Source organism: Saccharibacillus sp. O23, from assembly GCF_002205895.1.
GTDB lineage: Bacteria > Bacillota > Bacilli > Paenibacillales > Paenibacillaceae > Saccharibacillus.
On the sequence record NZ_NJDE01000025.1, the window covers coordinates 1 to 26,778 of the forward strand.

Below are 26,778 nucleotides of genomic sequence, written 5' to 3' on the forward strand. Positions count from 1 at the left end.
GGCGGGTTGGCGGGGGGCGGTCGCGGGGTAGGGGCGACGCTCGGCGCCTGGAACCGCGCGCAGCGCGTGCTGGGCTGCGGCACGCACGGCCGCCGAGACTCCCGGACGAGAATCCGCGTTCGGGGCGGGGGCCGCCTGCTCGGCGGGGGCCGGGGTTCCCACCGCGGCAGGAGCGGCGGCGGACTGCGCCGAAGCGGCGCCGCCCTGCGGAGCGGCCTGCTGCGCCGCGGCCGCGCCGGCCGCAGGCTGCGAAGCCGCCGTCTGCGCGGCGGTCTGCGGCGTTCCTGCCGGCGGCTGCCCGGCCGAAGCCGAAGGCGCAAGGGCGGCGTTCAGCAGCGTGGAACGCGCGGTCTGCTGCTCGTGCTCCGCGCCGAGCATCTTGAGCAGCCGGCCTACCCACGGGCCGGCTTCCGGAGCGCCTGCCTGCGGCGCTCCGGTCTGCGCGGCAGTTCCCGCGGCGGATGCGGCCGGATTCGCCGCATCGGTGCCGCTCGCGGCCGCGGAGCGCAGCTCGCTCAGCAGCGCCTGCACTTTGCGCAGCAGCGCGGCGTCGGGCGAAGCGGACGCCGCGCCGCCGGGCGTTGCCGGCGTCTGACCGGCTTGCGCAGCGGCGGCCGAGCCGCCTGTTTGCGCCGCCGAATCGGAACGGCCCGCGGCGTTCGAAGCCGCGCCGGCTGCGGTCTGAGCGGCAGGACGAGCCGCGTTTGCCGGTTCGCCCGTTCCGTCCGCGCTTGCCGCGGGGCTGGTCGGCGTTCCCGCGGACGAAGCCGACGTTTGAGCCGCCGCGGCAGCCGGACCGCCGGAGGAAGCTCCGGCATTCGGCGCGCTTTGCGCCGCTGCGCCCGCCGAGCCGCCGGCTCCGTTCGAGCCCGGACTGCCCGGCTGGCCGCTCTGCGCCGCGCTCGGCACGGTTCCTTGCATCTTGCCGGGCGCGGCCGGCTCTTCGCCGGTCTCGCCGCCGAGCTGCGCCAGCGCGGCCGCCACCTGCTGCTCCAGATTCTGAAGCACAGCGGATGCGGGCGGACCGAATATGGCCTGCTGCATGCCGGCCACGCTCTGCGGAGTTACCGGCAGCCCGCGTTGTTGAAGAACGCCGATCGAACGGACCCATTCCTGCGCATTGACGTTGGCCGGCTTCTGCGCCAGCAGATTGCGAACTTCGGCGGTCTGCTCTTTCGTTACCGGGATCTCCGCCTGCTGCATCATGCGAATCATTTCGCGGTTCTGCTTGGTGTCGGTCAGCCCGACCTGCTTCAGCGTATCTTCGATCGTTTGCGCGCCGGCGTTTCCCGCAGGGGCGGAGACCGGCTTCATTACGATCGAGCCGTCTTCGGCCGCGGGTTGAACCTGCATAAAAGCCGTTTGCCCGGCTTGAAGCGGCGTTTCCAGCTTGGCATTGACTTTGACGCCCTGAATCTGAATCACCGCTTCTTTCCCGTCGTCGGATACGGATTGAACCACGCCGCGAACGACTTGGCCTTCTTTGAGGTCAAGCTGTTTCAGCTCGCCGGGTTTGGCGTCGCCCATCATGCTTTTGAACAACGAACCGATGTTCATTCCGCGTCACCTCTCTCCTTTTGTTTTTCGCAAACGTTCGTCTATGATTACCTTGTCAACACTAAAAGCAGGATTACGAGTTGAAAGGATACTATTCCCTTATATCGGCCGAAACGCTTTGTCCGATAAGCGGCGAAGGCCTGTTTTCGCCGAGGCCCCCGCGTTTCGGACGCACGGATCGGATACGTTCAGGATACCATAAGCTTGCCCGAAACGGCATTGCGCCTACGCTTCGTATCGAACCCTTCTTATTTCAGGTTTTCGAACTCCGCTTTCATCTTGACGAGGAAGCTGTGCCGGTGAAGATCGCTGATGCCGAGCTCCAGAATCTTTTCCCGGTGAACGGCCGTTCCGTAACCTTTGTGCACGGCGATGCCGTAACCCGGATAATCCCGTTCCCATTCGCCGGCGCAGAGCCGGTCGCGCGTCACTTTAGCGACGATCGAAGCGGCTCCGATGCTCTGACTGAGCGAATCGCCTTTGATGACGGCGCGCTGCGGCAGTTCCACGTCCACTTTCTCCGCGTCCACCAGCAGGACGTCAGGCTTCGCTTCCAACGCTTCGATCGCCGTTTTCATCGCCAGACGCGACGCCTGCTTGATATTGATCCGATCGATCGTCCGCGGATCGACCCGCCCTACGCCTACGGCAACCGCTTCTTGCAGAATGATATCGTATAATTCGTCGCGCTTTTTCTCGGACAGCTTTTTGGAGTCGTCGATGCCTTCGATCTTCAACCCGGCAGGCAGAATGACCGCGGCGGCGACCACGTCGCCGAACATGCAGCCGCGGCCGACTTCGTCGACGCCGGCGATCTGCTGAAATCCTTCCGACCACAACTCCTTTTCCAGCAGCAGCCGATCGATCTCGATTTTTTCTTTTTTCGGCTTTTTCGGCGTTTCGGCTTCTTTTTTGGCTTTTGGCATATGCGTTACCCGCTTTCTGTTGGATTTACACGAAAAAAGACCGCCGAGTTCGGCGGTCCGACACCGCGGTGCGCGCGGCCGATAGATGTACGATTCGATTATGCGATTAACGAACAGCTCAGAAAGGTTCTTCGAGCGAGAAACGGCCCATCTTGCCCGCGCGCAGTTCGCGCAGGAACAATACGGACGTTTTCTCCAGATCGACGCGTCCGCCGCTCATCAAGCAGCCGCGCTTGCGTCCGATCGCTTCCATGATCTTCACGATCTCGTCCGCGTCGTCGAACACCGTCGGACGCTCGCCCAGCGAGAAACGCTCGGACAAACGCTCCCAGTAATGCTCCGCGTAATACTTGATCGCGAAGAAGGTCACTTCTTCCACGTTCAGCACGTCTTCTTTGATCGCGCCGGTTACGGCCAGTTTCATGCCGACGTTCTGATCTTCGAACTTCGGCCACAGAATTCCTGGCGTATCGAGCAGTTCCATTTCTTTGCCGATCTTGATCCACTGTTGGCCTTTGGTCACGCCCGGACGGTCGCCCGTTTCGGCGATGCTTCTGCCGGCCAATTTGTTGATCAGCGTCGATTTCCCGACGTTCGGAATGCCGACGATCAGCCCGCGGATCGCGCGCGGGTTCATGCCTCTCGCGATCTGACGGTCGATCTTTTCTTTGAGCAGCGCTTTGGCATGGACCGAAATGTCTTTGACTCCGCGTCCGCCCGGCGTATCGGTCTCGATCGCCAGATGGCCTTCTTCGCGGAAATATTCGATCCATTTGCGCGTGACTTCCGGGTCCGCCAGATCCGATTTGTTGAGCAGGATCAGGCGGGGCTTTTCTTTCAAAATGTCTCCGATCATCGGATTGCGGCTGGACAGCGGCAAACGGGCGTCAAGCAGTTCGATCGCCAGATCGATCAGATTCAGCTTCGCTTCGATCTGCCTGCGCGCCCGCGTCATATGACCGGGAAACCATTGGATTGTCATGGGGTGTTTCACCTCTTATTACTTCAAGCTGTTAATGGTTGACGATATGCAGATCGCTGAACGGCCAGAAGACCAGGTCGGCTCGGCCGGTAATATCGCCGTAAGGCACATAACCGATCATGCGGCTGTCTTTGCTGTTCGGGCGGTTATCGCCCATAACGAACAGATGGCCCGGCGGCACGGTTCCGTCCGGATAGTTCGCGTTCGGGAAATTCGTATTGTTGTTGTACGTTTCGCCGTTGGCTTTGGCTTTGTCGATCATGTCCTGAATATAAGGTTCGCTGATGACCTGCCCGTTGACCTTCACGACGTCGCCTTCGACAGAGACCGTATCGCCCGGCAGCGCGATAACGCGCTTGATGAATTCCTTGTTGTCTTCCGAAGGGACTTTGAACACGATGACTTCGCCTTTTTTCGGAGCCCGGATGTCGTAGAGGATCTTGTTGACGATCACTCGTTCGCCGTTATGGAAGTTCGGCTGCATCGAGGAGCCGTCGACCATATAAGGCGCGAACAACAGCCAACGGATCACGAACACCAGTACCAAAGCGATCGCAATCGCTTTGACCCATTCGAGCGTCTCGCTTTTTACTTTGTTTTTGGGATTCTTCGGGGCATCCTCGGGTGCTCCCGCGGATTGGTTCACGTTCTCTTCCATAGCTTGCCCTCTCCTTACGCATGGTGTCCAATATCAGCATTTTGCAAAACCGTCCGGGGCGGCGTCAAGTCTCCGCAAGCCGTCCGGTTTTGAGAAATGCTCATATTTCTGAGGCTGCTCCCGTTTGCCGAGCTTACGAGAATAAAACGAAAGGAGCTTGTTTCCAAGCTCCCCATGTTCGTCCGTCAGGTCTCCCCGAAGGAAGCGCCGATTAACGACGAATTTCTTTAATTCTGGCTGCTTTACCGCGCAGATCGCGCAGGTAGTACAGTTTCGCGCGACGGACTTTACCGTGACGCACGACTTCGATTTTGTCGATTTTAGGCGAGTTGATCGGGAACGTTCTTTCAACGCCTACGCCGTAAGAGATCTTACGAACGGTGAAAGTTTCGGCGATACCGCCGCCTTGACGTTTGATCACGACACCTTCGAACAGCTGAACGCGCTCGCGCGAACCCTCGATAACCTTAACGTGCACCTTCAGGGTGTCGCCAGGACGGAAGCTCGGGATATCTGTGCGAAGCTGTTCTTGAGTCAGAGCTTGAATCAAATTCATATTTGTTTCCTCCTTCCACACATGCGTTCGTACGTCTTCTTCGGAACCTGTGTCCCGCCTCATCATTCGCAGAGGACCGCAAGATTACACAACGGATTGATTCTACCACGTAACCATGCAAAAAGGCAAGCCATACGCATAAAAAATCCCGAAAAATTACGTTTTGCGTATTTACCACTTGGCCGAGCCGGACGAACGGCCTCCTCCTCCGCCTTTGCCCCATGACGACGAGCCCCCGGAACGCCCGCTTCCTCCCCAGCTCGATCCGCCGGAAGAGCGTCCGCCCGAGCCGCCGAAGCCGCCTCCGAAACCGCCTCCGCCTCCGCGGTTGTTTTGATTCGCTCTTTGAACCGCTCGGCGGTATTCGCGTTCCATGTCTTCGATGACCTGACGCGCGAGACCGGCTTGGGCAAGCGCTTCTTCGAAGCGTCCGATCGCGATCAGCCGCCGGGCTTCCGCTTCGTAATCGCCGTAACGTCCGGCGAAAGGCCGAGTCTGCATCCGTCCTTGATAAGATCGTTCCCGGCTCAGGAAATCGGTGCTGAGACGTTCCAACTGGCCGTATACCTCGTTGCGCTTTGCTTGCAGTTCGCGAATCTGCTGCGCAAGTTCCGACGCCCCGCGTTCGTAAGCCGCAAGCATAGGTTCCGCACGCAGAAGGTCGGTCGGCTGCGCCCGAAGCGCCGCTTCCGCCGTTTCGCCTTCGCGCTGCGCCGTCTCTAACGCCCGATCGTATTCGGGCATCTGGACTCCCGTAGAGCGATAAGCCTCTTCCGCTTGGCGCAGCACGCTTCGCGCGCCTTGCAGACGCTGCTCCGCGGCCCGGCGCTGCGCTTCCAACTCGTCTCCGTAACCCAGAGCTTCGCGCATGCGTTCGCGCGCGCGAAGCGCCAGTTCGTCGACCCGGTCGCTTTTCTCGCGAGCCGCCTTATAGTACTGTACCTGCGGATTCAACGCCGAACGGATCTCCGGCAGCATGCGCCGGATCTCTTCTTCGGCCTGCTCGATCTCGCTTTTCCGGGCTCGCTGTTCGCGGATGTGGCTCTCGGCGTACCGGCCGAGCAGTTCAGCCGATTCCTGCTCGTAACGAGGACCGAAATCTTCGATCTCCCGAAGCAGCGCTTCGGCGTCCCGAAGCGATTCTGCCGAAGTGGTGCGGCTCCGCAGACGCCTGTTCACGATGTCTCGAGCTTCGGCGATCCGGGCGGCGATGCCTGCCGCGCAGGCTTGGGCCTGTTTGACGTCGCCCGCGCGAATCAGATCGCCCAGACGTTCCGTTTCCCCGCCGGCTTCGCTGAGCACCCGGAAAGGGTCTTCTTCGGTCAGCAGCAGATTTTCCCGTTCCGTAATCGGACGCAGTTCCCGTTCGGCGGAGACGATCCGTCCGGGCCACTCCCGCGCTTCCGCAGCCAACTTATTCAGCTCTTCGGTCTCGCCCGACAATTCTTGCAGCAAAGTCAAAGCTTCTTCCGCCGGTCCGGCTGCCTGCATCACGTCGAATTCGTCGAGATTGTCCGCTTTCTGAAGCAGCGCGGAAGCCTCGTCGAATCTGCGCCCCAGCACGTCGAGCGGATAACCGGTCGATTCGCGAAGGCTGTCGATCGACCGTCCGGTCTCTTCGGCCAGCGCTTTGCCTTCTTTCACCCGGCGGCGGACTTCCGCGAAGCTGGCCGATACGCGCTCGAAGCGTTCGTTCAGTCCCGCTACCTTTTCCGTCCAGCTTTTCGTTTCGGCCGTCAATTGATCCAGCGTTCGGCGCTGCGAGCCGGAAGCGAACGTTCCGGGACGGTACGCCGCGATTTTCGCCGCCAGCTCTCCGCCCGATTGATGAAGCTCTACCGCTTCTCGGCTGATGCTTTCGGCTTCTTTCAGCGTCTCGCCCTGCACGAAGCCGCTCTCGACTTCGCGGAACAGCTCGGAGACCATGATGCCGTCCACGGCTGCCGAAGCCGCCTGCTGTTCCCCGCGCAGGTCCTGCGCCCGTTTCTTCACCCGGGAACCGGCCCGGAACATGCTAATCAGCACATACAGCGCGATCGCGACGACGCCGAGCGCCAATACGACATACAACCAACTGCCGCCGGCCATGAATCCTTTTCCGGAAGAAGCGCCCGCGCCTCCGATTCCGTTTACGTATTCGCCGACGGCCAAAGCTCCGGCTGCCGGTCCGTCCTCGCCCGCGGCCGGAACGAAAGCGCGATCAAGAATGCGCTGCGCGCTGCCTAAAGCCTGATTGTTCAACTCCAGATGCGCCGAATTGGGATCGGTCACGATCAGCAGCAGCAGCTCGTTTTTGCCCAAATTCCAAGAATCGTACGTTTGCTTCGACAAACGCGCCGCTTCGCCGTCGCTCAGCCCGCTTTCCGTCAATACGTATACGCGGTAAGTTCCTCCGTCCAATTCGTTCTCCAACCGTTTGACCTGAGCGGAAGTAAACAGCCCCGCCTCGTCCGTCACGATGCCGCTCCGCTGCGCAGCGGCCGCCCATGCGGACCCTGCCGCCCCCAGAAGCCCCGAGATCAGCAGCAGCGTCGCCATGGTCAGCATCGCCAACCTCAATCTTTGCTTTTTTCGCATATGTCGCCCTCCCTATCCCGATCTGCCGCCGACACTTTTGCAGGAACGTTCTTTTCTTTATGTACCCGTGCCGCGCATCCTTCCTGTTCAGTTTACCATTTTTGCAGGAAAAAAGCAGACGGAACCCATCTTCGATCACTACCTTGCATTGTTCAGTACCTAGTGATATGATGATCCCGAAGAGTCGCAAAGGGGGCCCGCTGCATGAATGTGAATACTCAGTTTAAAAAAGGCGTGCTCGAACTCTGCGTGCTTGTGTTGATCGAACGCAAAGACCGCTACGGCTACGAACTGGCCCAAGAAGTCTCCCGGCACATCGAAGTCGCGGAAGGGGCGTTGTATCCCCTGCTGCGCAGGCTGGTCGGCGACGGCTACTGCACGACTTATTTGCAGGAATCGTCCGGCGGTCCGCCGCGCAAGTATTATCGGATCACGCCTCAAGGCAGAGAATACGCCCGGCAGACGGTAGGCGAATGGCGCTCGTTCGTTGCGGGCGTGGCCCGGTTGTTGGAGGAAGGAGAAGAGGAATGAACAAGGAACAATTTCTGTTTCGCCTGCAAAAAGGATTGGCCGTACTGCCTTCCGAGACGCGCAAAGAATTGATGGCGGACTACGAAGATCATTTCCGTTCGGGGCTGGAACACGGCAAAAGCGAAGAAGAAATCGCGTTCGAACTCGGAAGTCCCGAAGAACTGGCGCAGGAGGCGCTGGAACTGCAGCCTAAGACCGACGGACACGCCGAACGTGCCGCCACGGCACGCGCCGACGTTCCTTCGTCCGGTATCGTTTCCTCGAACGCCGGTCCGAAGCGCCAAGCTTCGTTCAGTTTCGTTCGGTTGGTCCTGTCGGTGCTCTGGAACTTGATCGCCGTTCCGCTCTGGGTGTCCGCTTGGGCGCTCGCCGCCGGACTTGCGGCCGTCGTGTTGGCCCTTCTTGCCAGCCCGCTGCTGTTCGCCGCCGATTTCGCGCTTAACCGGGATTGGAATACCGCGCAATTTTATGCCGTTCTGTTGATGCTGGGAATCGGAATATGGGTCGTCGGCCCGTTTCTCGACCTGCTGCGCTTCGTTGCGCGCTCGACGGGACGTTACGCGTTATGGAACGCCAGATTCGTCATGGGGAGGAATTAGAAATGAAACGTATACCCAAATGGACCGCGATCGCGCTGATCGTTGTAGGCGGGGTGGGACTGGCCATGAATTTCTCGAATCTTCGGGGGGCGGAGGCTCAAGTCGACCGGACAGCCGCGATCGCGCCGGATCATGTGCAGCAGGCCGGAAGTTCGGCTTCCGCTCTTGCCGCGGTGGATAATGCTTCTCTGCAAGGAGACGAGCGCTGGCAGGAAGTTCGCAAACGTTGGGAGTTCGATTCCGGCGCGTTCCAGAATCTCTCGCTGTCCAGCACGGACGACGTACATATCGAAGTCAAGACCGATGCCGATACCGATTATCTCGAGCTGCGCGGCGTAGTGTCCAAGGAAGCCGCCGAGCGGACTCTCAAGACGACCGGCGAAGCCGACGGCATCAAGCTCGATCTGACGGGGCCTTCGCGGATCCGCCTGATCTCTTTCGGCTCCGGCAATAACGAAGTTTATCTGACGTTGGGACTGCGCGATGCGGACCAGCTTCGGAGCGCCGAGTTTTCGATCGGATCCGGCACGGGCGACTTCGGCGATTTCCATGCCGGGCGTATCGAAGTCGATCTCAGTTCGGGACAGCTCAAAGCCGACCGGCTGAGCGGCGACGATATCGCGTTGAATCTGACCTCCGGAAGCCTCGACGTGAACGAACTGATCGGCGCGAGCCAAATCAAGCTGTCTTCCGGCATGGCCAAAATCGCCGCGCTCGAAGGCGATTCCGTTATACGGGCCACTTCGGGCATGATCGACGTGACGCAGCGTAAAAGCGGCAACCTCGACGCGGAAGTCTCTTCCGGCAAGATCGATATTCGAACCGCGGAAGATTTCAAAGGCGTCTACGATTTGCGCGTAACCTCGGGATTGATCAACGCTCCGGAGTCTCCCGGCACGGACGGCGATACGATCAAAGCCCGCGCCACTTCGGGCATGATCACGGTCAAACAATAAATAAACCCGTTTTCTTTTCGCAAAAAAGCCCTGCGTCTCCGATTCGCTTAAGGAGAAGCAGGGCTTTTGCATGTCGATTTCCATAGTTCGAGCAGGCGGTAGCATATGACCGGTCGAGGAAAAACTGCCGGAACCGGATACTCACTCGGAAGAAGCTTCCGTGTTCGGCTCCGCGAGTTCGCGTTTCAGCTCTTCCAGCCATTTGGACTCCTGCTTCGTCAGTTCCATGCGGTCCAAAAGATCCGGACGCCGTTCCAACGTGCGCCGCAGCGACTCCCGGCGGCGCCAGGCTTCGATGTTGGCATGATGTCCCGACAGCAAAATATCCGGCACTTTCATCCCCCGGTATTCGGTAGGACGCGTATAATGCGGGTATTCCAGCAGTCCGGTACTGAACGAATCGGTCACCGCGCTGTTTTCGTTGCCGAGCACGCCCGGCAGCAGGCGGACCGTGCTGTCGATCATCACCATCGCCGGAAGTTCGCCTCCCGTCAGGACATAATCGCCGATCGAGATCTCGTCGGTGACCAATCCGGTACGGATCCGTTCGTCATAGCCTTCGTAATGGCCGCAGATAAAGATCAGATGTTCTTCGCGCGCGAATTCTTCGGCTTTCTTCTGCGTGAACGTCTCGCCCTGCGGGCAAAGCAGCACGATGCGCGGACGGGCAGGCGACGATGCCTGCTGCTCGTCGAGCGGCAATCTTTCCGCTTCTTCCGAGCTCGGCAGCCGTTCGGACGTCGGACGCCGCTCTTCTGTCGATGCCGTCTCCGCTTCGCGCTTGCGCAGCAGGTCTTCCACCGCATCGAAGATCGGTTCGGGCTTCAGTACCATGCCTCCGCCTCCCCCGTACGGCGTATCGTCGACTTGACCGTGCTTGTTGGTCGAATACTGACGGAAATTCACGGCCGACAGCTGCACGATCCCTTTATCTCTGGCTTTGCCCAGAATGCTGGCTCCGAACACGCCGTCGAACATTTCCGGAAACAAAGTCAGCACGTCGATCCGTATCCGAGCGCCCATCAGTCCAGCAGTCCTTCCATGACTTCGATCTTGACGGTCTTCTCGGCGATATTGACGTCTTTGACGATGTCTTCGATAAACGGAATCAGCAGCTCTTTTCCGCCTTTGCGTTTCACGACCCATACGTCGTTGGCGCCCGGCGTCAGAATATCGGTGATGACGCCCAGTTCTTCGCCGTCTTCCGTCGTTACGGCGCAGCCGATGATTTCGTGGAAATAATACGCGTTGTCTTCGGCTTCTACCGCTTCTTCTTTGGGCACTTTGACATCCCAACCTTTGTATTTCTCGACTTGGTTGATATTATCGAAGCCTTCCAGCTTGACGACGAAGACCGTTTTTTGCTCGCGCGCGGAAACGACTTTTACTTTAAGCTGCGTGCCGTCTTCGGGCGAGATGAACAGCAGCTCTTTGCCTTTGGCGAAACGAACCTCCGGAAAGTCGGTAAAAGGAAAAATTTTCAGCTCGCCGCGCACGCCGTGCGTATTCGCGACTTTGCCTACACTCAAAAAGTTGAATTCCATCGTTTGTATCGTTCCTTTCTTCGAAAGTCTTCATTACGTACGAAAAGGGGCTAGGAAGATAACCTCCTAACCCCTTTTCGTATATCTTTAAGACCGGAAGCGCTTTGCGCCGAAACGCGCCGCGCCTTCCCTTTAGGACTGGATATCCACGGTGACGCGTTTATCCAGCTTGACTGCTGCCGACGTCACGACCGTGCGCAGCGCCTTGGCGATCCGCCCCTGCTTCCCGATGATCTTGCCTATGTCGTCGGGATGCACGGAGAGTTCGTATACGACCAAAGACTCTTTCTCTACGGTACGGACCTTGACGTCTTCCGGATGATCGACCAGAGCTTTTGCGATGACCGCTACTAACTGTTCCATGTCAACCCCTCCGAGTCACTGTCTTATTTTTGCAGTTTGGATTCATGGAATTTCTTCATGATTCCAGCTTTGCTCAGCAGGTTTCGAACGGTGTCGGACGCTTGCGCGCCGGTTTGCAGCCAAGCCAGAGCTTTCTCTTCGTTGATGTTTACCACTTGCGGTTCAGCGACCGGGTTGTAGTAACCAATCTCTTCGATAAAGCGTCCATCACGCGGGGAACGGGAGTCCGATACCACGATACGATAGAAAGGCGCTTTGTGTGCACCCATGCGCTTCAGACGAATGCGAGTTGCCAAGAAAATCACCTCCTTCAAGAAATAAACGGCCGTCAGGCCTGTATGGAATGTTCCGGCTCCGCTTAACGGAACGGGAACCTCATGCCTTTGCTCATCTTCTGCATCTGTTTCATCGCTTTATTCTTGCCGCCTTTCGGATCCATCATGCCCGAAAGCTGCTTCATCATCTTCTTCATCTCGTCGAACTGCTTGATCAAGCGGTTCACTTCCGCCAGCGAGGTTCCGCTGCCGACCGCGATCCGTTTGCGACGGCTGTGGTTGATGATGTCCGGCGATTGTTTCTCCGCGCTCGTCATCGAATGAACGATCGCTTCGATCCGACCGACCTGTTTGTCGTCGACTTTCAGGTCCGTCTTCTGCTTCATCTTGTTCATCCCCGGGATCATGTCCATGATCTGATCGAGCGGTCCGAGCTGCTTGACCTGCTCCATCTGCTCCAGGAAGTCGTCGAAAGTGAATTCCGCGTTGCGCATCTTGCGCTCCATTTCCTTCGCTTTCTTCTCGTCGATGCCGGCCTGCGCTTTCTCGATCAGCGACAGCATATCGCCCATGCCGAGAATCCGGGAAGCCATCCGTTCCGGATGGAACGGTTCGAGCGCGTCCAGTTTCTCGCCGAGCGAGATGAACTTGATCGGGCAGCCGGTTACGGCTTTGACCGACAAGGCCGCGCCGCCGCGGGTATCGCCGTCGAGCTTGGTCAGCACGACGCCGGTCAGCGTCAGCTGCTCGTTGAAGCTCTGCGCGACGTTAACCGCGTCTTGACCGGTCATGGCGTCTACCACCAGCAGCACTTCGTCCGGTTTCGTTTCCGAATGAATCTGCTTCAGCTCGTCCATCAACTGCTCGTCGATATGCAGACGGCCCGCGGTATCGATGATCACATAGTCATGACCTTTGTCTTTGGCTTCTTGCAGACCTTTGCGCGCGATCTCGACCGGGCTGACTTGATCGCCGAGCGAGAACACCGGAACGTTCAGCTGTTCGCCCAGAACCTGCAGCTGCTTGATCGCCGCCGGACGATAAATGTCGCCGGCGATGAGCAGCGGACGGCTGCCCTGCTTTTGCAGCATCTTTGCCAGTTTCCCGGTCGTGGTCGTTTTACCTGCCCCTTGAAGACCCGCCATCATGACGACGGTCGGCGGCCGGTTGTTTTTGTTCAGCTTCGACTGCGTGCCGCCCATCAATTCGGTCAATTCTTTGTTGACGATATCGATGATCACCATGCCCGGAGTGAAGCTTTCCGTCACTTCTTTGCCGAGGGCTTTTTCTTTCACCTTGGCGATGAAGTCTTTGACGACTTTAAAGTTGACGTCCGCTTCGAGCAGCGCCAAGCGTACCTCGCGCATCGCGTCGTTCACGTCGTCTTCGGATATTTTGCCTTTGCCGCGAAGCTTGCCGAATACGTTCTGCAGCCTCGTGGTCAATCCTTCGAATGCCATACGTTCACCCCCGTTCCGTTTGTTTCTCTACTATTATATATCGAACGGTACTCTATAATCGAATTTGCGAATCGCGACGCTATTCCAGCGCTTGCAGCTTGCCCGCGATGACTCCGAGCTTGCTTCGCGTTTCTTCCGGCAGCCCTTCGTTTGCGGACAGGACTTCCAGTTCGCGGATCTCCTGCATGCGGCTCTCGTGTCTCCGCAGCAGTTCAAGCTTCGCTTCGTAATTCTCCAGCGTCTGCTCGGCCCGCTTGATATGTTCGTACACCGCCTGGCGGCTGATTTCGAATTCCGCGGCGATCTCGCCCAGCGAGAAGTCGTCGTGGAAGTAATACTTCAGGAAGGTCTGCTGCTTCTCCGTCAAGAGTCGTTCGTAGAAAGCGAACAGCAGGTTGATCCGATTCGTCTTTTCCAGACGGGTTTCCTGTGTCATACGAAACGCTCCTCTCGTCAAGGAAAAACACTTTACACACCAATCAACGTTCCTTATCATACCGAAAACAAAAGAAGATGTCAAGCGTTTAGGCTTAACATCTTCAGAGGTTTGTGAAAAATCATTTTCGTGAAAAGATTTAAGGGATTTGTTCGAAGAAGCGGGCTTTCCCAAATTCGATTGGATCGCTCTCGGGATAGGATTAAAAGTCGGTTGAACCGTCCGACTTTTAATCCTTTGATGGGAGTCGCTTGTGGATTTTGAGAAAGCTTTAAGGAAGCAGATACATCAAAATCGAGAAGAAATGCAGGATGCTTCCCGCCAGCACGAACAAATGCCAGATCGCATGATGATAACGGAATCCGCGCCAGACGTAGAAGATCGTGCCTACGGTATACATCAAGCCGCCCGCGACCAGCAGGTTCAAGCCTTCGGCCGGAACGGACACTTTCAAAGCTCCCCAAGCGAGCACGATCAGCCAGCCCATCAGCAGATAGAACACCGTCGACATGAACAGGAACTTTTTGACGAAGAAGGCTTTGAAGATCACGCCGCCGAGCGCGATGCCCCAGACGAGACCGAACAGCGTCCAGCCGAGCGGTCCGCGGATCGCGGTCAGCAGGAACGGCGTATACGTCCCCGCGATAAACAAGTAGATGGAGGAATGATCCATGAACTCGAAGAAATCTTTGACTTTGCCTTCTTTGAAACTATGCACCAACGTCGAGTTCATGTACAGCAGCAGCATGGTGACCCCGTAGACCGTGAAGCTGACGACGTGCCAAGCGTTTCCTTTGATGCTGGCGAAAACGATCAGCAGCACCAGCGCGGCTACGCTGAGCGCGGCTCCGATCCCGTGCGTCACCGCGTTGGCGACTTCTTCCCGGCGGGAATACGTATGCGTGTTGGCCATATGAACATTCCTCCCTTTCTCCGTCAGACCTGTTTTCTGAAAAAACCGTCCGTTTTCTTGTAAAAGCTCATGTTTCGATTATAACCGTTCAAGCCGCGCTTTGCCACCTTCGCTTGAAGCGGGCGAACATAGGGCGGACGTAAGTTCCTTAAGCCGGCAAACGGCCTTCCCGCGATCGGAACATCGCGAAAAGGCCGTGTTTTTGCCGCTGCGGGCCGCTATCGTATAAACGAAAAAGAAGGCGCAGCTTATGCATTCGGTAATTTTCTCCGCTTCGGAATCGCGGTTATTCCGGCTGCTGCGGTTCGCCGTTCTCGTCGACCATTTCTTCTTCGATCAGACCGGCGAACAGCGCGTGCACGAACTGTTCCGAATCGAATTCTTGCAGATCTTCCATCTTCTCGCCGAGTCCGACCAGCTTGACCGGAATATTCAGCTCCTGACGGATCGCCACGACGATGCCGCCTTTGGCCGTGCCGTCGAGCTTGGTCAGCACGAGGCCGGTCACGCCGCTTTTTTCGCCGAACAGCTTGGCTTGGCTCAGCGCGTTCTGGCCGGTCGTCGCGTCGAGTACCATCAATACTTCGTGCGGCGCGTCGGGCACTTCGCGCTGAATCACGCGGAAGATCTTGTTGAGCTCGTCCATCAGATTGGACTTGTTCTGCAAACGGCCCGCCGTATCGCAGATCAGCACGTCGGCGCGGCGCTGCTTGGCGGCCTGCACGGCGTCGTACATGACAGCCGCCGGGTCGGAACCGGCACTGTGCTTGATGACTTCCACGCCGGTACGCGTGCCCCAGACTTCGAGCTGCTCGATCGCGCCCGCGCGGAACGTATCGCCGGCCGCGAGCAGTACTTTTTTGCCTTCGCTTTTGAACTTGTGGGCCAGCTTGCCGATCGTCGTCGTTTTGCCGACGCCGTTGACGCCGACGAACAAGATGACCGTCAAGCCGTCCGGATTCATCTTGAGGGAATTGTCTTGTTCGCCGCGCAGCAGCTCGACCAATTTCTCGGACAAGACCGGACGCAGTTCGCTCGCGTCGCTCAAACGGCGTTTTTTGACTTCGACGCGCAGGTCTTCGATCAAAGTCATGACCGTGTTGACGCCTACGTCGGCCCCGATCAGGATTTCTTCCAACTCTTCGTAAAATTCTTCGTCGATCTTGCGGCGGCGGACCATCAGATTGGAGACGCGCTCCACGAATCCTTTGCGCGTTTTCTCCAAGCCGTCTTTGAACTGTTTGGTCACTTCTTCGGTCTTGCCCGCGATGCTGTCTCTCAGCTTACGAAAAAAGCTCATGCGTATTTTTCCTCCAGTCGTCAGTCGTTTCTATTCAAATCCGTATGAAGCACGTTCGAATTTTCAAGCGATTCCGATCTCTTCGTCTTCCAACTTGACCGAGACCAGTTTCGATACGCCGCCTTCTTCCATCGTGACCCCGTACAAAACGTCGGCTTCTTCCATCGTGCCTTTGCGGTGCGTGACGACGATGAACTGCGTTTGTTCCGCGAATTCCCGCAAGTATTGGGCAAAACGGGTCACGTTCGCTTCGTCGAGCGCCGCTTCCACTTCGTCTAGCACGCAGAACGGAACCGGTTTGACGTGCAGGATCGCGAACAACAGCGCCATCGCCGTCAATGCCCGCTCGCCGCCCGAAAGCAATTGCAAATTCTGCAATTTCTTGCCCGGAGGCTGAGCGACGATATCGATGCCCGTTTCCAGCAGATGTTCGGGGTCGAGCAGCACCAGATCGGCGCGGCCGCCGCCGAACAATTTCGAGAATACCGTGCCAAACTGTCGGCGGATCGCGTCGAACGTCGTTTTGAACCGTTTCGACATTTCTTCGTCCATCTCGCGGATGACGAGATAGAGCTGCGCTTTGGCTTCCATCAGATCGTTTTTCTGTTCGCTCAAGAATTCGTAGCGTTCGCTGACCCGCTCGTATTCTTCGATCGCGCCCAAGTTCACTTCGCCCAGCATCGTGATCTTGCGTTTGATCTCGCGTACGTCAAGGCGGGCCGCTTCCGGATCTTCCGGCAGCTCGTAACGCTGCTTCGCCAGTTCGTAGCCGATCCCGTACTCTTCGGTCAGCTTCTGAAGCGTATTCTCCAGTTCGACGTCGAGACGTGTCGCTTGAATCTCGGTATGCCGAATACTGTCTTCGACGGTCTTCAGTTCGCTGCGCTGTTTATGCGTCTCGTGCTCGCGCTCTTCCAGCTTGCGCTGGCGCTCGGCACGTTCGCCCCGCTTTTGTTCGAGCGTTTCCTGCGTGCCGCTTTTGCGCTCTTTGGCTTCCTGCAGTTCGCGCACATGCTCTTCGGCGTCCCGGCGGTTCGCCGCGAGTTCCGCTTCCGCGGCGCGCAGCATCTTGCGCCGATCGGCCAACTGCCCCGAGACCGTGCCGGTCTCTTCGCTCAGCCGGCTCAGCCGCTCTTCGAGCGACGCCGTCTCTTGCACCAGACGGCTTTCTTGAACCCGCAGCTCCGTAAGCAGCCCTTGAAGTTCTTCCTTCGCGGATTCGCTGGCTTTGCGCGCGAATTCCGCGGCGGCGATCGCCTGACGGGTGGCTGCTTCTTCCGCTTCCAGCTCTTTGAGCTTTTCTTCCGCCTTTTTGCGGCTTTCGCCGGCGTTCTCCAGCTCTTCGTGATAGCCCGAGCGCTCTTCGCCGTGCAGCGCGAACTGCTCGTTCACGTGCCGCAGACCGTGTTCGGTCTGCTTGAGTTCGCCGTCCAGCTTCTGCTGCTCCGCGCGCAGCGCGTCGCCCCGTTCGCGCAGCGCGGCAAGGCGCTGTTCGCTGGCGGCGGCCTGCTCGCCGCTCTCGCGCTCTTCGCGAGTCAAGCGCGCGATCTCGCGTTCGCTTTCCTTGATCTCCAGATCAAGCTGCTCCAGCGCGCGCTTGCGGCCGAGAAGGCTGCCGCCTCGGCGGTTCTGGCTGCCGCCGGTCATGGAACCGCCGGCGTTGACGATGTCGCCGTCCAGCGTGACCACGCGGTAACGGTAATTCAACCGGGACGCGATTCGGTTCGCGTCCTCCAAGGTCTCGGCCACCACGAGGCCGCCGAGAAGGCTGCCGACGATGCCGGCGTACCGTTCGTCGGCCTGCACCAGCTCGGCGCCGATGCCGACGAAGCCTTCCGCGGAGCTTGCCGCGCGTTTATCGGCTTCCGAGATATGCCGCGGACGGATGACGTCCAGCGGCAGGAACGTCGCCCGGCCCAATTGGCGCTGCTTGAGGTACGCGATCGCCTGCCGGGATACGGCTTCGTTCTCCATGACGACATGCTGGAGCGAAGCGCCCAGCGCGGTCTCGATCGCCGTTTCGACATGCTGCGGAACGGTCATCAGTTCCGCGACCGCGCCGTGCACGCCTTCGAGACGTCGGTCGCGCGAAGCTTTCAGCACTTCTTTGACCCCGACCATGAAGCCTTCGAAATCTTCCTGCATCTCCTGCATCGTATCGCGGCGGGAAACGAGCGCTTCGCGTTTTTGTTCCCATTTGCGCGCCGAAGCGGAACTGTCCGAAGCCGTTTTTTGCAGCTTGTGCAGCTGCTCGCTCTCGGCGATATAGCTCCGGCGCATCTCCGCGATGTCTTTGGACGCTTTTTCCAATGCGGCTTTGCGCTCGGCATGTTCCTGCTCGAGCCGCTGCTTCTCCGCTTCCCAGCGTCCGGATTCTTCGTCGACGCGGTTCATCCGCCGCATGACGCCTTCCTTCTGCTGGTCCGCGTAGCGGATCTCGTTGCGGGTCTGCGCCATCTTGTTCATCAATTCGAGTAGCTCGCCTTTGAGCGCTTCTTCCTGCTCGTGGCTGATCCCTTCGGTGACGCCCGTCAGCTTGGCCTGTTCGGCCGACAGCTCGGTCCGCAGCCGCTCCAGCTCGATTCGCGCGCCGTCGAGTTTGTTCTGCACGAACAAGCTCTCCTGCTTGCGCTGGTCGAAACGTTCGCCTTCGTTCTCGATCGCTTCCTTAAGCTGTTCGCGCGACTGTTCCAGATTGCGCCGGCGCTCTTCGAGCAGCTGCGCGTAACCTTCGGATTTCTCCGACAGTTCGCTGTAGCGAAGCAGACGGCCTTGCAGCTCTTCGATCTCGTTTTCCACGGCGCGCAGCGCTTCGCGATCTCCGCTCAGCGTCCGGTCGTGTTCGTCGACGATCTCGGCCAGACGAAGCCGCTGACGTTCGAACTCCGCCAGTTTCTCGGATGCGGCCGTCCAAGCTTCGTGGATCTCGCCGATCTGATAGACGAACAGAGCGATCTCTTTGTCTTTCAGTTCTTCCCGCAGTTCCTTGTAGCGCAGCGCCTTCTCGGCTTGGGCTTTGAGCGGAGCGATCTGGTCTTCCAGCTCCGTCACCAAGTCGTGAATCCGCAGCAGGTTCTGCTCGGTATCGGCCAATTTGCGATTGGCTTCTTTTTTGCGGGATTTGTATTTGACGATGCCCGACGCTTCTTCGAAAATGCCCCGGCGATCTTCCGAACGCGTGCTCAGAATCTCTTCGATCCGGCCTTGGCCGATGATCGAATACGCTTCTTTGCCGATGCCCGTGTCCATGAACAGCTCCGTGATGTCTTTGAGCCGGCAGGGCTGACGGTTGATCAGATATTCGCTGTCCCCGCTGCGATGCACCCGCCGCGTAACGGTCACTTCGGAAAAATCCAAAGCCAGCGCATGGTCGGCATTATCGAGCGTAAGCGAAACTTCGCCGTAATTGACCGCTTTGCGCGAATCGCTTCCGGCGAAAATAATGTCTTCCATTTTGCCGCCCCGAAGGCTTTTCGCGCTTTGTTCCCCCAGAACCCAGCGGATGCCGTCGGAGATATTGCTTTTTCCGCTTCCGTTCGGGCCGACAACCGCGGTGATTCCTTGCACGAATTCCATCTCCGTCTTGTCGGCGAACGATTTGAATCCGGCGAGTTCGATCCGTTTCAGATACATGACCGGCCCTCACCTCCCCTTATATTCTTGATGCGTGCCTTCTTTTAAAATAAGAAAAGAGCAAAAAGCGGCACAGGCAAATCGGGATCATCCCGGATGTCGAACATGCGGCCGCTCTTTGCTCTTCACTTGTATTACAGTTTCAGCGTCTCCAGCGCCGCAGCCGCGGCCTGCTGTTCGGCTTCCTTCTTGGAACGTCCGGTTCCGCGACCCAGACTGCGATCGCCCATATAAACTTCGGACACGAACTCGCGCTCGTGCGCCGGGCCGCGTTCTTCCACGATCCGGTATTCGAGCACGCCGAGATTGTGGTGTTGGGTCAGTTCCTGAAGTTCCGTTTTGAAATCGCTCATTTGCAGTTTGCCGTCCCAAGCGACTTCCGGGAACACGTAGCGATCAAGGAAAGACCGCACCGCTTCCAATCCCTGATCCAGATAGAGCGCTCCCACGAACGATTCGAACACGTCCGCGAGCAGCGCGGGGCGGCTGCGGCCGCCCGTGAGTTCTTCGCCTTTGCCGAGCAGCACGTAAGCGCCGAAATTCAGCACCTCCGCGAACTTGACCAGCGAAGGCTCGCAGACGATCGCCGCGCGCAGCTTCGTCAGTTCGCCTTCCGGACGGCCGGGAAAACGATTGTAGAGAAATTCCGACACCGTCAGCTCTAGTACCGCGTCGCCCAAAAATTCGAGCCGCTCATTGTCGTGATGCTGGCTGAACCGGTGTTCATTGACGTACGACGCATGCGTGAAAGCCTGTTTAAGCAGAGGCTTGTCCGCAAACTGGATTCCTAGTTTTTGCTGCAGTTGTTTCAGATCTCCGCTCAACGTTCCGGCTCCTTACGCTTCGAATTTTTTGAGAATGACGGAAGCGTTATGGCCTCCGAACCCGAAAGAGTTGGACATGACCACGTTCAGGTCCGCCTTGCGCGCCGTGTTCGGCACGTAATCGAGATCGCATTCTTCGTCCTGATTTTCGATATTGATCGTCGGCGCCAGCATCTGATGTTCGAGCGACAAGGCGCAGATGACCGCTTCCACGCCGCCGGCAGCGCCGAGCAGGTGTCCCGTCATCGATTTGGTCGAGCTGACCGCCAGCTTGTACGCATGGTCGCCGAACGCTTTTTTGACGGCGGTCGTTTCCGACTTGTCGCCTGCCGGCGTCGACGTTCCGTGCGCGTTGATATAATCCATCTCTTCCGGCTTCAGGCCGGCGCTCTTCAGCGCCATGGTCATGCATCGCGCGGCGCCGTCCGGGTCCGGATCGGTCATGTGGTGCGCGTCCGCGCTGAGGCCGTAGCCGACCACTTCCGCATAAATATGCGCGCCCCGCGCCCGAGCGTGTTCCAGCGATTCGAGAACGAATACGCCGGCGCCTTCGCCCATGACGAAACCGTCGCGGTCTTTGTCGAACGGGCGGCTGGCTTTGGACGGATCGTCGTTGCGCGTGGACATCGCGCGCATCGCGCAGAATCCGGCAAGGCCCGTCGGACGGATCGTCGCTTCCGCGCCGCCGCAGATCATCGCGTCGGCGTCGCCGCGCGCGATCAGCTTAAACGAATCGCCGATCGAGTGCGTGCCCGTCGCGCAGGCCGTCACGACCGACGTGTTCGGGCCTTTGGCGCCGAGCTTGATCGATACGTCGCCCGATCCCATGTTCGCGATCATCATCGGGATGAAGAACGGGCTGACCCGCTTCGGTCCTTTTTGCATCAACGTCGTGAACTGGTCTTCCCAAGTGCCGAGTCCGCCGATGCCCGAACCGACGATGACGCCGATCCGTTCCGCTTCGATCGTCTCGCCGATCTTCAGGCCGCTGTCTTGCAGCGCCTGCGAGGATGCCGCGTAAGCGAACTGCACGTAGCGGTCCATCTTGCGCGCTTCCTTGCGTTCCACGTAGTCTTCCGGATTGAAGTCGTGAATCTCCGCGGCAATCTGCGTCGGATACTCGCTGACGTCGAAGCTCTCGATTTTCGAGATCCCCGATTTGCCCGCGAGCAAACTGTTCCAAAACGTTTCCACGTCCTTGCCGAGGGAAGTCACGACTCCCATACCGGTCACGACTACTCTATGCTGCTGCTCCATATGGGTCACCTCTATATTTGCGAATCCCCGCTGTCGGGATTTCTTATTATTGTTCCATAATGAAGGAGAAGTCCCGAGCCGGCTCTATAAAAAAGCGCGGAGCGGGACTCTTAAACGCCCTTAGGTATGCGATTGTATGTAGCTCACAACGTCACCTACGGTCGTGATTTTCTCTGCGTCTTCGTCAGAGATCTCCAAGTCGAACTCGTCTTCAAGCTCCATTACCAATTCGACCACGTCGAGCGAGTCCGCTCCGAGATCTTCCTTGAAAGAAGCCGTCGGCGTAACTTCAGCCTCGTCGGCACCCAAACGGTCCACGACGATGCGAGTCACGCGCTCCATTACATCAGACATTCCGATTCACCTCCTCTTCAAATGGTATTATACGAGAAGCTTCGCCAAAATGCCACTGTTTACGGACCCGGTTTGCAAACAGGCGTTTGTAACCCTGCCGCAAGACCGGCCTACATATACATACCGCCGTCCACATGCAGGACCTGACCTGTCATGTAAGAAGCGTCGGGCGAAACCAGAAAAGCGACGGCCGTCGCGACTTCCTCCGGACGGCCGAGACGGTTCAGCGGAATTCCCGCGAGCAGCCCCGTCTTGATGTCTTCGGACAATACGTCGGTCATATCCGTGTCGATAAAGCCCGGAGCGACGCAGTTGACCGTGATGCCGCGGCTGCTGAATTCGCGCGCGCACGACTTGGTCATGCCGATCACGCCGGCTTTGGCCGCCGTGTAGTTCACCTGTCCGGCGTTGCCGATCGCGCCGACGACCGACGAGATGTTGACGATCTTGCCGGAGCGCTGCTTCATCATCGGCCGGGTTACGGCTTTGATGCAGTTGAACACGCCTTTGAGATTCGTTTCGATCACGTCGTCGAATTCTTCTTCCTTCATCCGCATAACCAGATTGTCGCGGGTGATGCCCGCGTTGTTGATCAGGATGTCGAGGCTGCCGAATTCGGCGGTTACCGCTTTGACCAACTCTTCGGCTTCCGCGCTTTTGCCTACGTTCGCTTTGAAAGCGGCGGCTTTGACGCCGAGCGCTTCCAGTTCTCGCACGACTTCGAGCGCGGCGGCTTCGTTGCCCGCGTAGTTCACAGCCACGTTGGCGCCGCGGCGTCCCAGTTCGAGCGCGATCGCCCGGCCGATGCCGCGCGAAGCGCCGGTGACCAGCGCGTTTTGTCCTTGGATAGACTGTTCCATATTTCCGTTAACCTCCCGTTTGGTCGTGGTCGTTTCCGCCCTTAGACAAGAGCCTCGGCCAGCGCGTCCGCGCTTTCCAGACTGTTCACGCTGAATACGCGCACGGTTTTGTCGATCTTCTTGATCAGGCCGGCCAATACGCTGCCGGGACCGATCTCGACGAACGTGTCGACGCCTTCGCCGATCAACCACTGCACGCTGTCTTCCCACAGTACCGGGGAATAGACCTGCGCGATCAACGATTCCCGAACGGCATCGCTGCCGCTTACCGGACGCGCGCTGACGTTGGCGACGACCGGAACGGACGCTTCGTTAAAAGCAACCTCGGCAAGTTTCGCTCCCAACTTCTCTGCCGCTTCTTTCATCAGCGAAGAGTGGAACGGACCGCTGACTTCCAGCGCGATCGCGCGTTTCGCGCCGATTTCTTTGACGCGGGCGCTCAGCGCTTCCACGCCTTCGGCCGAACCGGAGACCACGATCTGACCCGGGCAGTTCATGTTGGCGGGTTCGACGACCGTGCCGGCCGCCGAAATCTCCGCGCACAGTTCGGTCAACGCGGCGCGTTCCGCGCCGAGCACGGCCGCCATCGCGCCTTGTCCGCCCGGAACGGCGGCTTCCATGAATTGCCCGCGCGCGCGGACGATCGACACGGCGTCTTCGAACGAGAGTACGCCCGCCGCGGCGAGCGCGCTGTATTCGCCCAGACTGTGTCCGGCCGCGTAATCCGGCTTGATGCCTTTGGCTTGCACGGCTTGCAGCAGCGCCAAGCTTGCCGTCAGCAGCGCAGGCTGCGTGTTGGCCGTTTGCTTCAATTCTTCCGCCGGTCCTTCGAAGACCAGCTTCGTCAGTTCGAATCCGAGCTTCGCGTCGGCCGATTCGAACAACGCTTTCGCTTCCGGCAACGTATCGTAAGCGTCGCGGGCCATGCCGACGCTTTGCGCGCCTTGACCCGGAAACACGAATGCTATTTTACCCATCGTCATTATTCCTCGCTTCCGTTGAAGTCGCGCTCGGGCCGAACTCCGCGGCTTCCGAGCGCCGATCGAACGTCTCTTACCAGATCAGCGCCGCGCCGCCCCAAGTCAAGCCGCCGCCGAAGCCAACCATCACGACGCGGTCGCCTTCTTTGATCCGGCCTTCTTCGTAAGCTTCGACCAATGCCAGCGGAATCGAAGCTGCCGACGTGTTCGCGTATTTGTCCACGTTGATCATGACCCGATCTTCCGACAGGTTCAGGCGCTGCATCGCGGATTGGATGATCCGGATATTCGCTTGGTGCGGAATGAACAGATCGATATCGTCTTTGGTCAGCTCCGCTTTGCGCAGCACTTCTTCGGTCGCGGTTCCCATGACGCGCACGGCGAACTTGAACACGTCGCGGCCGTTCATGGAAATGAAATGCAGCTTGTTTTCGACCGTGTCCGCCGAAGAAGGAAGACGGGAACCGCCGGCAGGCAGCTTCAGCAGATCGCCGCCCGCGCCTTCCGCGCCCAGATCGAACGACTGGAAACCGCGCCCCGGCGCGACTTCGCCCAGCACGACCGCGCCCGCGCCGTCGCCGAACAGCACGCAGGTATTGCGGTCCGTATAATCCGTGATCCGCGACAGCGTATCGGCGCCGATGACCAGCGCGTTGTTATACATGCCGTTCTGAATGAATCCCGTCGCGGCCGCCAGACTGTAGACGAAGCCGGAGCAGGCCGCGCTCAGATCGAACGCCGCGGCTTTTTTCGCGCCCAACTTCTCTTGCAGAATGCAGGCCGTCGAAGGGAACGACGTGTCCGGCGTGATCGTCGCCACGATGATCAGGTCCAGTTCTTCCGGCTTGAGGCCCGCCGCGGCCAACGCTTTGACCGAAGCTTCGTAAGCCAGATCGGATGTCGCTTGTTCGGGAGCCGCGATATGACGCTCGCGAATCCCCGTACGGCTGACGATCCATTCGTCGTTCGTCTCTACCATTTTCTCCAGTTCCGCGTTATCCAAAATGCGTTCCGGCACGTATTTGCCCGTTCCGATCACGCCGACCGGCCGTAAGTTTTTCATTAATCTGTCACTCGCTTCCCGCTGATTTGCTGATTTACCGTTTCCATGCTGGCCGAGATGCTCGGCACGAGCCGATGTTCCAGCGCCGTACGCGCCTGCCGCACGGCGTTCTTGATCGCTTCGGCGTCGGACGACCCGTGCGCTTTGATCACCAGGCCGTGCAGACCGAGCAGCGGCGCGCCGCCGTGTTCTTTATAATCCATCTTGGAACGAAGACCGCGCAGCTGCGGCATCACGAGCGCCGCGCCGATCTTCGCTTTGAACGAAGAAGTCAATTCCTGCTTTAGCAGCTTGAATACGGCTCCGGCCGTGCCTTCGAGCGCCTTCAGCAGAATGTTGCCCGCGAAACCGTCGCATACCAGCACGTCGCAGACGCCTTCGAGAATATCGCGCGCTTCGACGTTGCCGACGAAATTGATCGGCAGTTCCGACAGCAGCGGGAACGCCGCTTTGGTCAGTTCGTTGCCTTTGCCCGGTTCGGTGCCGACGTTCAAGAGACCGACTCGCGGCTGCTTGATGCCGTGCACTTTCTCGCGGTACAAGCTGCCCATCAGCGCGTACTGCGCCAGATGTTCGGGCTTGGCGTCCATGTTGGCTCCCAGATCGAGCGCAAGCGTCCCTCGGCCGCTCTCGTCGAGCGTCGGAATCATCGGCGCGAGCGCCGGACGTTCCACGCCGTTCATGCGGCCGACCACCAGCAGTCCGGTCGTCATCAGGGCGCCGGTGTTGCCCGCCGAGATCATCGCGTCGGCAGCGCCTTCTTTGACCATCCGTCCGGCTACCACCATCGAAGCGTCCTTCTTGCGGCGCACGGCCCGAACCGGTTCGTCTTCGCCGGAGATGACTTCTCCCGCGTGCACGATCTCCAGATTCGGTCTTCCTTCGCCGATCAGCGGCTTCAGCTTGTTCTCGTCGCCGATCAGTTTGATCGTGACGTCGCTCCATTCGGCGGCGGCCGCAAGAGCCCCCGCCGCCGTGCTCTCCGGCGCGTGATCGCCGCCCATCGCGTCTATTGCAATAATCATGTCCGCGTGTCCTCCTCGTTCGCGGCTTGTTCCTGCCGTTCAGGCGGAGCAAGTCCGTAGTCCGCCGGCTTTTTGTCGTCGGAACGGTAGATGATGAAATTGCCCTGAAAAACCATTTCTTCGCCCACGTAAGACAAGACTTCGACTTTGGCCCGTCCCGCTTTGCCCGGACTGCTCCGGACATACGCTTTGGCGATGCATTTCTCGCCGAGATGAATCGGACGGACGAAGCGCAGATCGGCGGAAGCCGTGAGCGCGATCTCGTCGTTGATCACCGCGACGGCGAGCGAATTGGCTTGGGCGAAAATATGGTGTCCGCGCGCGATCTGCGTGCGGCTGAATACATGCTCCTCGCGGATCTCGAAGATCGAAATCCCGCTCCGGTCGAGTTGAAGATCAATAATGTCGCCGATGACTTCTTCCGCAGCCAACGACCGCACCTGATCGTAAGAACGTTCCGCCATCAGCTTCATTCGCTCGCGGAGCTCGGGAATCCCGAGCTCCATCCGGTCGAGACGAATGGTCTGAATGCTGACTTTGAGGCGGCGGGTCAGTTCCCGGTCGGTAACGAACGGATTCTCGTCGATCAGTTCGACGAGCCTCTGCTGACGCTGACGTTTCGGTAAACGTTCGATGCCGGTCTCCTCCTTATGCCGGTGTTCGCCGAACACCGGCCGTTCCCTAGGACGCGCGCTCCACATACAGTCCCGTATTTGAAGGCATGCCCTACGCCGCCCGTATCTTTTCATGCATGCGCGTTCCCGGCGAAATCCATCCGTGGACGGAAATCCGCCGGGAACGCGCCGATCCGATTTCGCGCCCGTTTCCGGGCCGCTTCCCCTTTGAATCAGAGCCTTCGCGAAAGCCGCGCAATCCAGTGCGCTTCATTATGTAGGTCCGCCGCGCCGACTTTTAGAACCTGGTACTAACCGCTAGTATAAATCATTCTTCCGGAAAAAGAAAGGGGTGCTCCGAACCGGCGGTCCGTTTGAGGAAAGCTCGTCTTTCGTCGTCGGCAAAGGCAGAAACGAAAAAGCCGGGAGCGTACGGCCCGAGATCGCTCCGGCGGAGCGAATCGTTCCGTCGTACCCGATTCCTCTTCGAGCCAACTTCGGCGCACAAGAAAAGCCCCGCCGAAAAGGCGAGGCT

25 protein-coding genes and 1 pseudogene are annotated in these 26,778 nt (G+C 58.8%); 3 read left to right on the plus strand and 23 right to left on the minus strand.

All coding sequences use genetic code 11. The features are described from left to right. The 6 genes and pseudogenes from CDO73_RS22645 to CDO73_RS22670 form a co-directional block, all read right to left on the minus strand. Positions 1–1,557, minus strand: a pseudogene (locus CDO73_RS22645) (hypothetical protein); the annotation flags it as partial. A gap of 248 nt (positions 1,558–1,805) precedes the next feature. Continuing rightward, positions 1,806–2,684, minus strand: a complete 879-nt coding sequence (locus tag CDO73_RS22650) for a ribonuclease HII (protein ID WP_306437546.1) — start codon at positions 2,682–2,684, stop codon at positions 1,806–1,808. Next, positions 2,602–3,465, minus strand: coding sequence for a ribosome biogenesis GTPase YlqF (gene ylqF, locus CDO73_RS22655; RefSeq protein WP_088490801.1), 864 nt, complete (start codon positions 3,463–3,465; stop codon positions 2,602–2,604). The genes CDO73_RS22650 and ylqF overlap by 83 nt, the downstream gene beginning before the upstream one ends. 31 nt (positions 3,466–3,496) lie before the next feature. Then, entirely contained in the window at positions 3,497–4,123 is a 627-nt protein-coding gene (gene lepB, locus CDO73_RS22660) for a signal peptidase I (protein ID WP_088490802.1), read from the minus strand. A gap of 211 nt (positions 4,124–4,334) precedes the next feature. Further along, the gene (rplS, locus tag CDO73_RS22665) at positions 4,335–4,679 is read right to left on the minus strand and encodes a 50S ribosomal protein L19 (RefSeq protein ID WP_088490803.1); all 345 of its coding nucleotides are present in this window, start codon (positions 4,677–4,679) and stop codon (positions 4,335–4,337) included. A gap of 171 nt (positions 4,680–4,850) precedes the next feature. Next, positions 4,851–7,256, minus strand: coding sequence for a TPM domain-containing protein (locus CDO73_RS22670; RefSeq protein ID WP_088490804.1), 2,406 nt, complete (start codon positions 7,254–7,256; stop codon positions 4,851–4,853). 204 nt (positions 7,257–7,460) lie between these two features. Between CDO73_RS22670 and CDO73_RS22675 the strand changes: the two genes are divergently transcribed. From CDO73_RS22675 to CDO73_RS22685, 3 genes are read left to right on the plus strand one after another with little or no spacing between them, the layout of a single operon-like run. Further along, complete coding sequence (locus CDO73_RS22675) at positions 7,461–7,787, plus strand: PadR family transcriptional regulator (protein ID WP_088490805.1); 327 nt, start codon at positions 7,461–7,463, stop codon at positions 7,785–7,787. Beyond that, a complete protein-coding gene (locus tag CDO73_RS22680; RefSeq protein ID WP_179218800.1) occupies positions 7,784–8,386 on the plus strand; it encodes a DUF1700 domain-containing protein in 603 nt (200 codons plus the stop codon). The genes CDO73_RS22675 and CDO73_RS22680 overlap by 4 nt, the downstream gene beginning before the upstream one ends. 2 nt (positions 8,387–8,388) lie before the next feature. Next, positions 8,389–9,342 carry a DUF4097 family beta strand repeat-containing protein gene (locus tag CDO73_RS22685; RefSeq protein WP_179218801.1) on the plus strand — a complete coding sequence of 318 codons (954 nt, stop codon included), beginning with the start codon at positions 8,389–8,391 and terminating at the stop codon, positions 9,340–9,342. A 141-nt stretch (positions 9,343–9,483) separates the two neighbouring features. On the opposite strand, the gene trmD is transcribed toward CDO73_RS22685, so the two are convergent. The 17 genes from trmD to fapR form a co-directional block, all read right to left on the minus strand. Continuing rightward, the gene (gene trmD, locus CDO73_RS22690; protein WP_088491031.1) at positions 9,484–10,353 is read right to left on the minus strand and encodes a tRNA (guanosine(37)-N1)-methyltransferase TrmD; all 870 of its coding nucleotides are present in this window, start codon (positions 10,351–10,353) and stop codon (positions 9,484–9,486) included. A gap of 11 nt (positions 10,354–10,364) precedes the next feature. Next, a complete protein-coding gene (gene rimM, locus CDO73_RS22695) occupies positions 10,365–10,886 on the minus strand; it encodes a ribosome maturation factor RimM (RefSeq protein ID WP_088490808.1) in 522 nt (173 codons plus the stop codon). A 132-nt stretch (positions 10,887–11,018) separates the two neighbouring features. Beyond that, entirely contained in the window at positions 11,019–11,249 is a 231-nt protein-coding gene (locus CDO73_RS22700; protein ID WP_087800850.1) for a KH domain-containing protein, read from the minus strand. Positions 11,250–11,272: 23 nt separating this feature from the next. After that, positions 11,273–11,545: a 30S ribosomal protein S16 gene (gene rpsP / locus CDO73_RS22705; protein ID WP_087800849.1), complete on the minus strand. Its 273-nt coding sequence runs from the start codon at positions 11,543–11,545 to the stop codon at positions 11,273–11,275. 62 nt (positions 11,546–11,607) lie between these two features. After that, a complete protein-coding gene (gene ffh, locus CDO73_RS22710) occupies positions 11,608–12,984 on the minus strand; it encodes a signal recognition particle protein (RefSeq protein WP_088490809.1) in 1,377 nt (458 codons plus the stop codon). Positions 12,985–13,063: 79 nt separating this feature from the next. Next, positions 13,064–13,420, minus strand: a complete 357-nt coding sequence (ylxM, locus tag CDO73_RS22715) for a YlxM family DNA-binding protein (RefSeq protein ID WP_088490810.1) — start codon at positions 13,418–13,420, stop codon at positions 13,064–13,066. 271 nt (positions 13,421–13,691) lie between these two features. Then, entirely contained in the window at positions 13,692–14,333 is a 642-nt protein-coding gene (trhA, locus tag CDO73_RS22720; protein ID WP_088490811.1) for a PAQR family membrane homeostasis protein TrhA, read from the minus strand. Between the two features lie 286 nt (positions 14,334–14,619). Next, complete coding sequence (gene ftsY / locus CDO73_RS22725; protein WP_088490812.1) at positions 14,620–15,633, minus strand: signal recognition particle-docking protein FtsY; 1,014 nt, start codon at positions 15,631–15,633, stop codon at positions 14,620–14,622. Positions 15,634–15,696: 63 nt separating this feature from the next. Continuing rightward, on the minus strand, positions 15,697–19,266 hold the full coding sequence (gene smc, locus CDO73_RS22730) for a chromosome segregation protein SMC (RefSeq protein ID WP_088490813.1): 3,570 nt from the start codon (positions 19,264–19,266) through the stop codon (positions 15,697–15,699). Positions 19,267–19,400: 134 nt separating this feature from the next. Beyond that, positions 19,401–20,090: a ribonuclease III gene (gene rnc, locus CDO73_RS22735; protein WP_088490814.1), complete on the minus strand. Its 690-nt coding sequence runs from the start codon at positions 20,088–20,090 to the stop codon at positions 19,401–19,403. Between the two features lie 12 nt (positions 20,091–20,102). Beyond that, positions 20,103–21,347 (minus strand): beta-ketoacyl-ACP synthase II, encoded by a 1,245-nt coding sequence (gene fabF / locus CDO73_RS22740; protein WP_088490815.1) that lies wholly within the window; start codon positions 21,345–21,347, stop codon positions 20,103–20,105. 120 nt (positions 21,348–21,467) lie between these two features. Then, positions 21,468–21,701 carry an acyl carrier protein gene (acpP, locus tag CDO73_RS22745; protein WP_037282458.1) on the minus strand — a complete coding sequence of 78 codons (234 nt, stop codon included), beginning with the start codon at positions 21,699–21,701 and terminating at the stop codon, positions 21,468–21,470. Between the two features lie 110 nt (positions 21,702–21,811). Then, positions 21,812–22,561, minus strand: a complete 750-nt coding sequence (gene fabG, locus CDO73_RS22750) for a 3-oxoacyl-[acyl-carrier-protein] reductase (RefSeq protein WP_088490816.1) — start codon at positions 22,559–22,561, stop codon at positions 21,812–21,814. Between the two features lie 41 nt (positions 22,562–22,602). Further along, entirely contained in the window at positions 22,603–23,538 is a 936-nt protein-coding gene (gene fabD / locus CDO73_RS22755; protein WP_088490817.1) for an ACP S-malonyltransferase, read from the minus strand. A gap of 76 nt (positions 23,539–23,614) precedes the next feature. Next, entirely contained in the window at positions 23,615–24,604 is a 990-nt protein-coding gene (locus CDO73_RS22760) for a beta-ketoacyl-ACP synthase III (protein WP_088490818.1), read from the minus strand. Then, positions 24,604–25,629 (minus strand): phosphate acyltransferase PlsX, encoded by a 1,026-nt coding sequence (gene plsX / locus CDO73_RS22765; RefSeq protein ID WP_088490819.1) that lies wholly within the window; start codon positions 25,627–25,629, stop codon positions 24,604–24,606. The genes CDO73_RS22760 and plsX overlap by 1 nt, the downstream gene beginning before the upstream one ends. Beyond that, the gene (gene fapR, locus CDO73_RS22770; protein WP_256972819.1) at positions 25,626–26,300 is read right to left on the minus strand and encodes a transcription factor FapR; all 675 of its coding nucleotides are present in this window, start codon (positions 26,298–26,300) and stop codon (positions 25,626–25,628) included. The genes plsX and fapR overlap by 4 nt, the downstream gene beginning before the upstream one ends. Between the last annotated feature and the right edge of the window lie 478 nt (positions 26,301–26,778).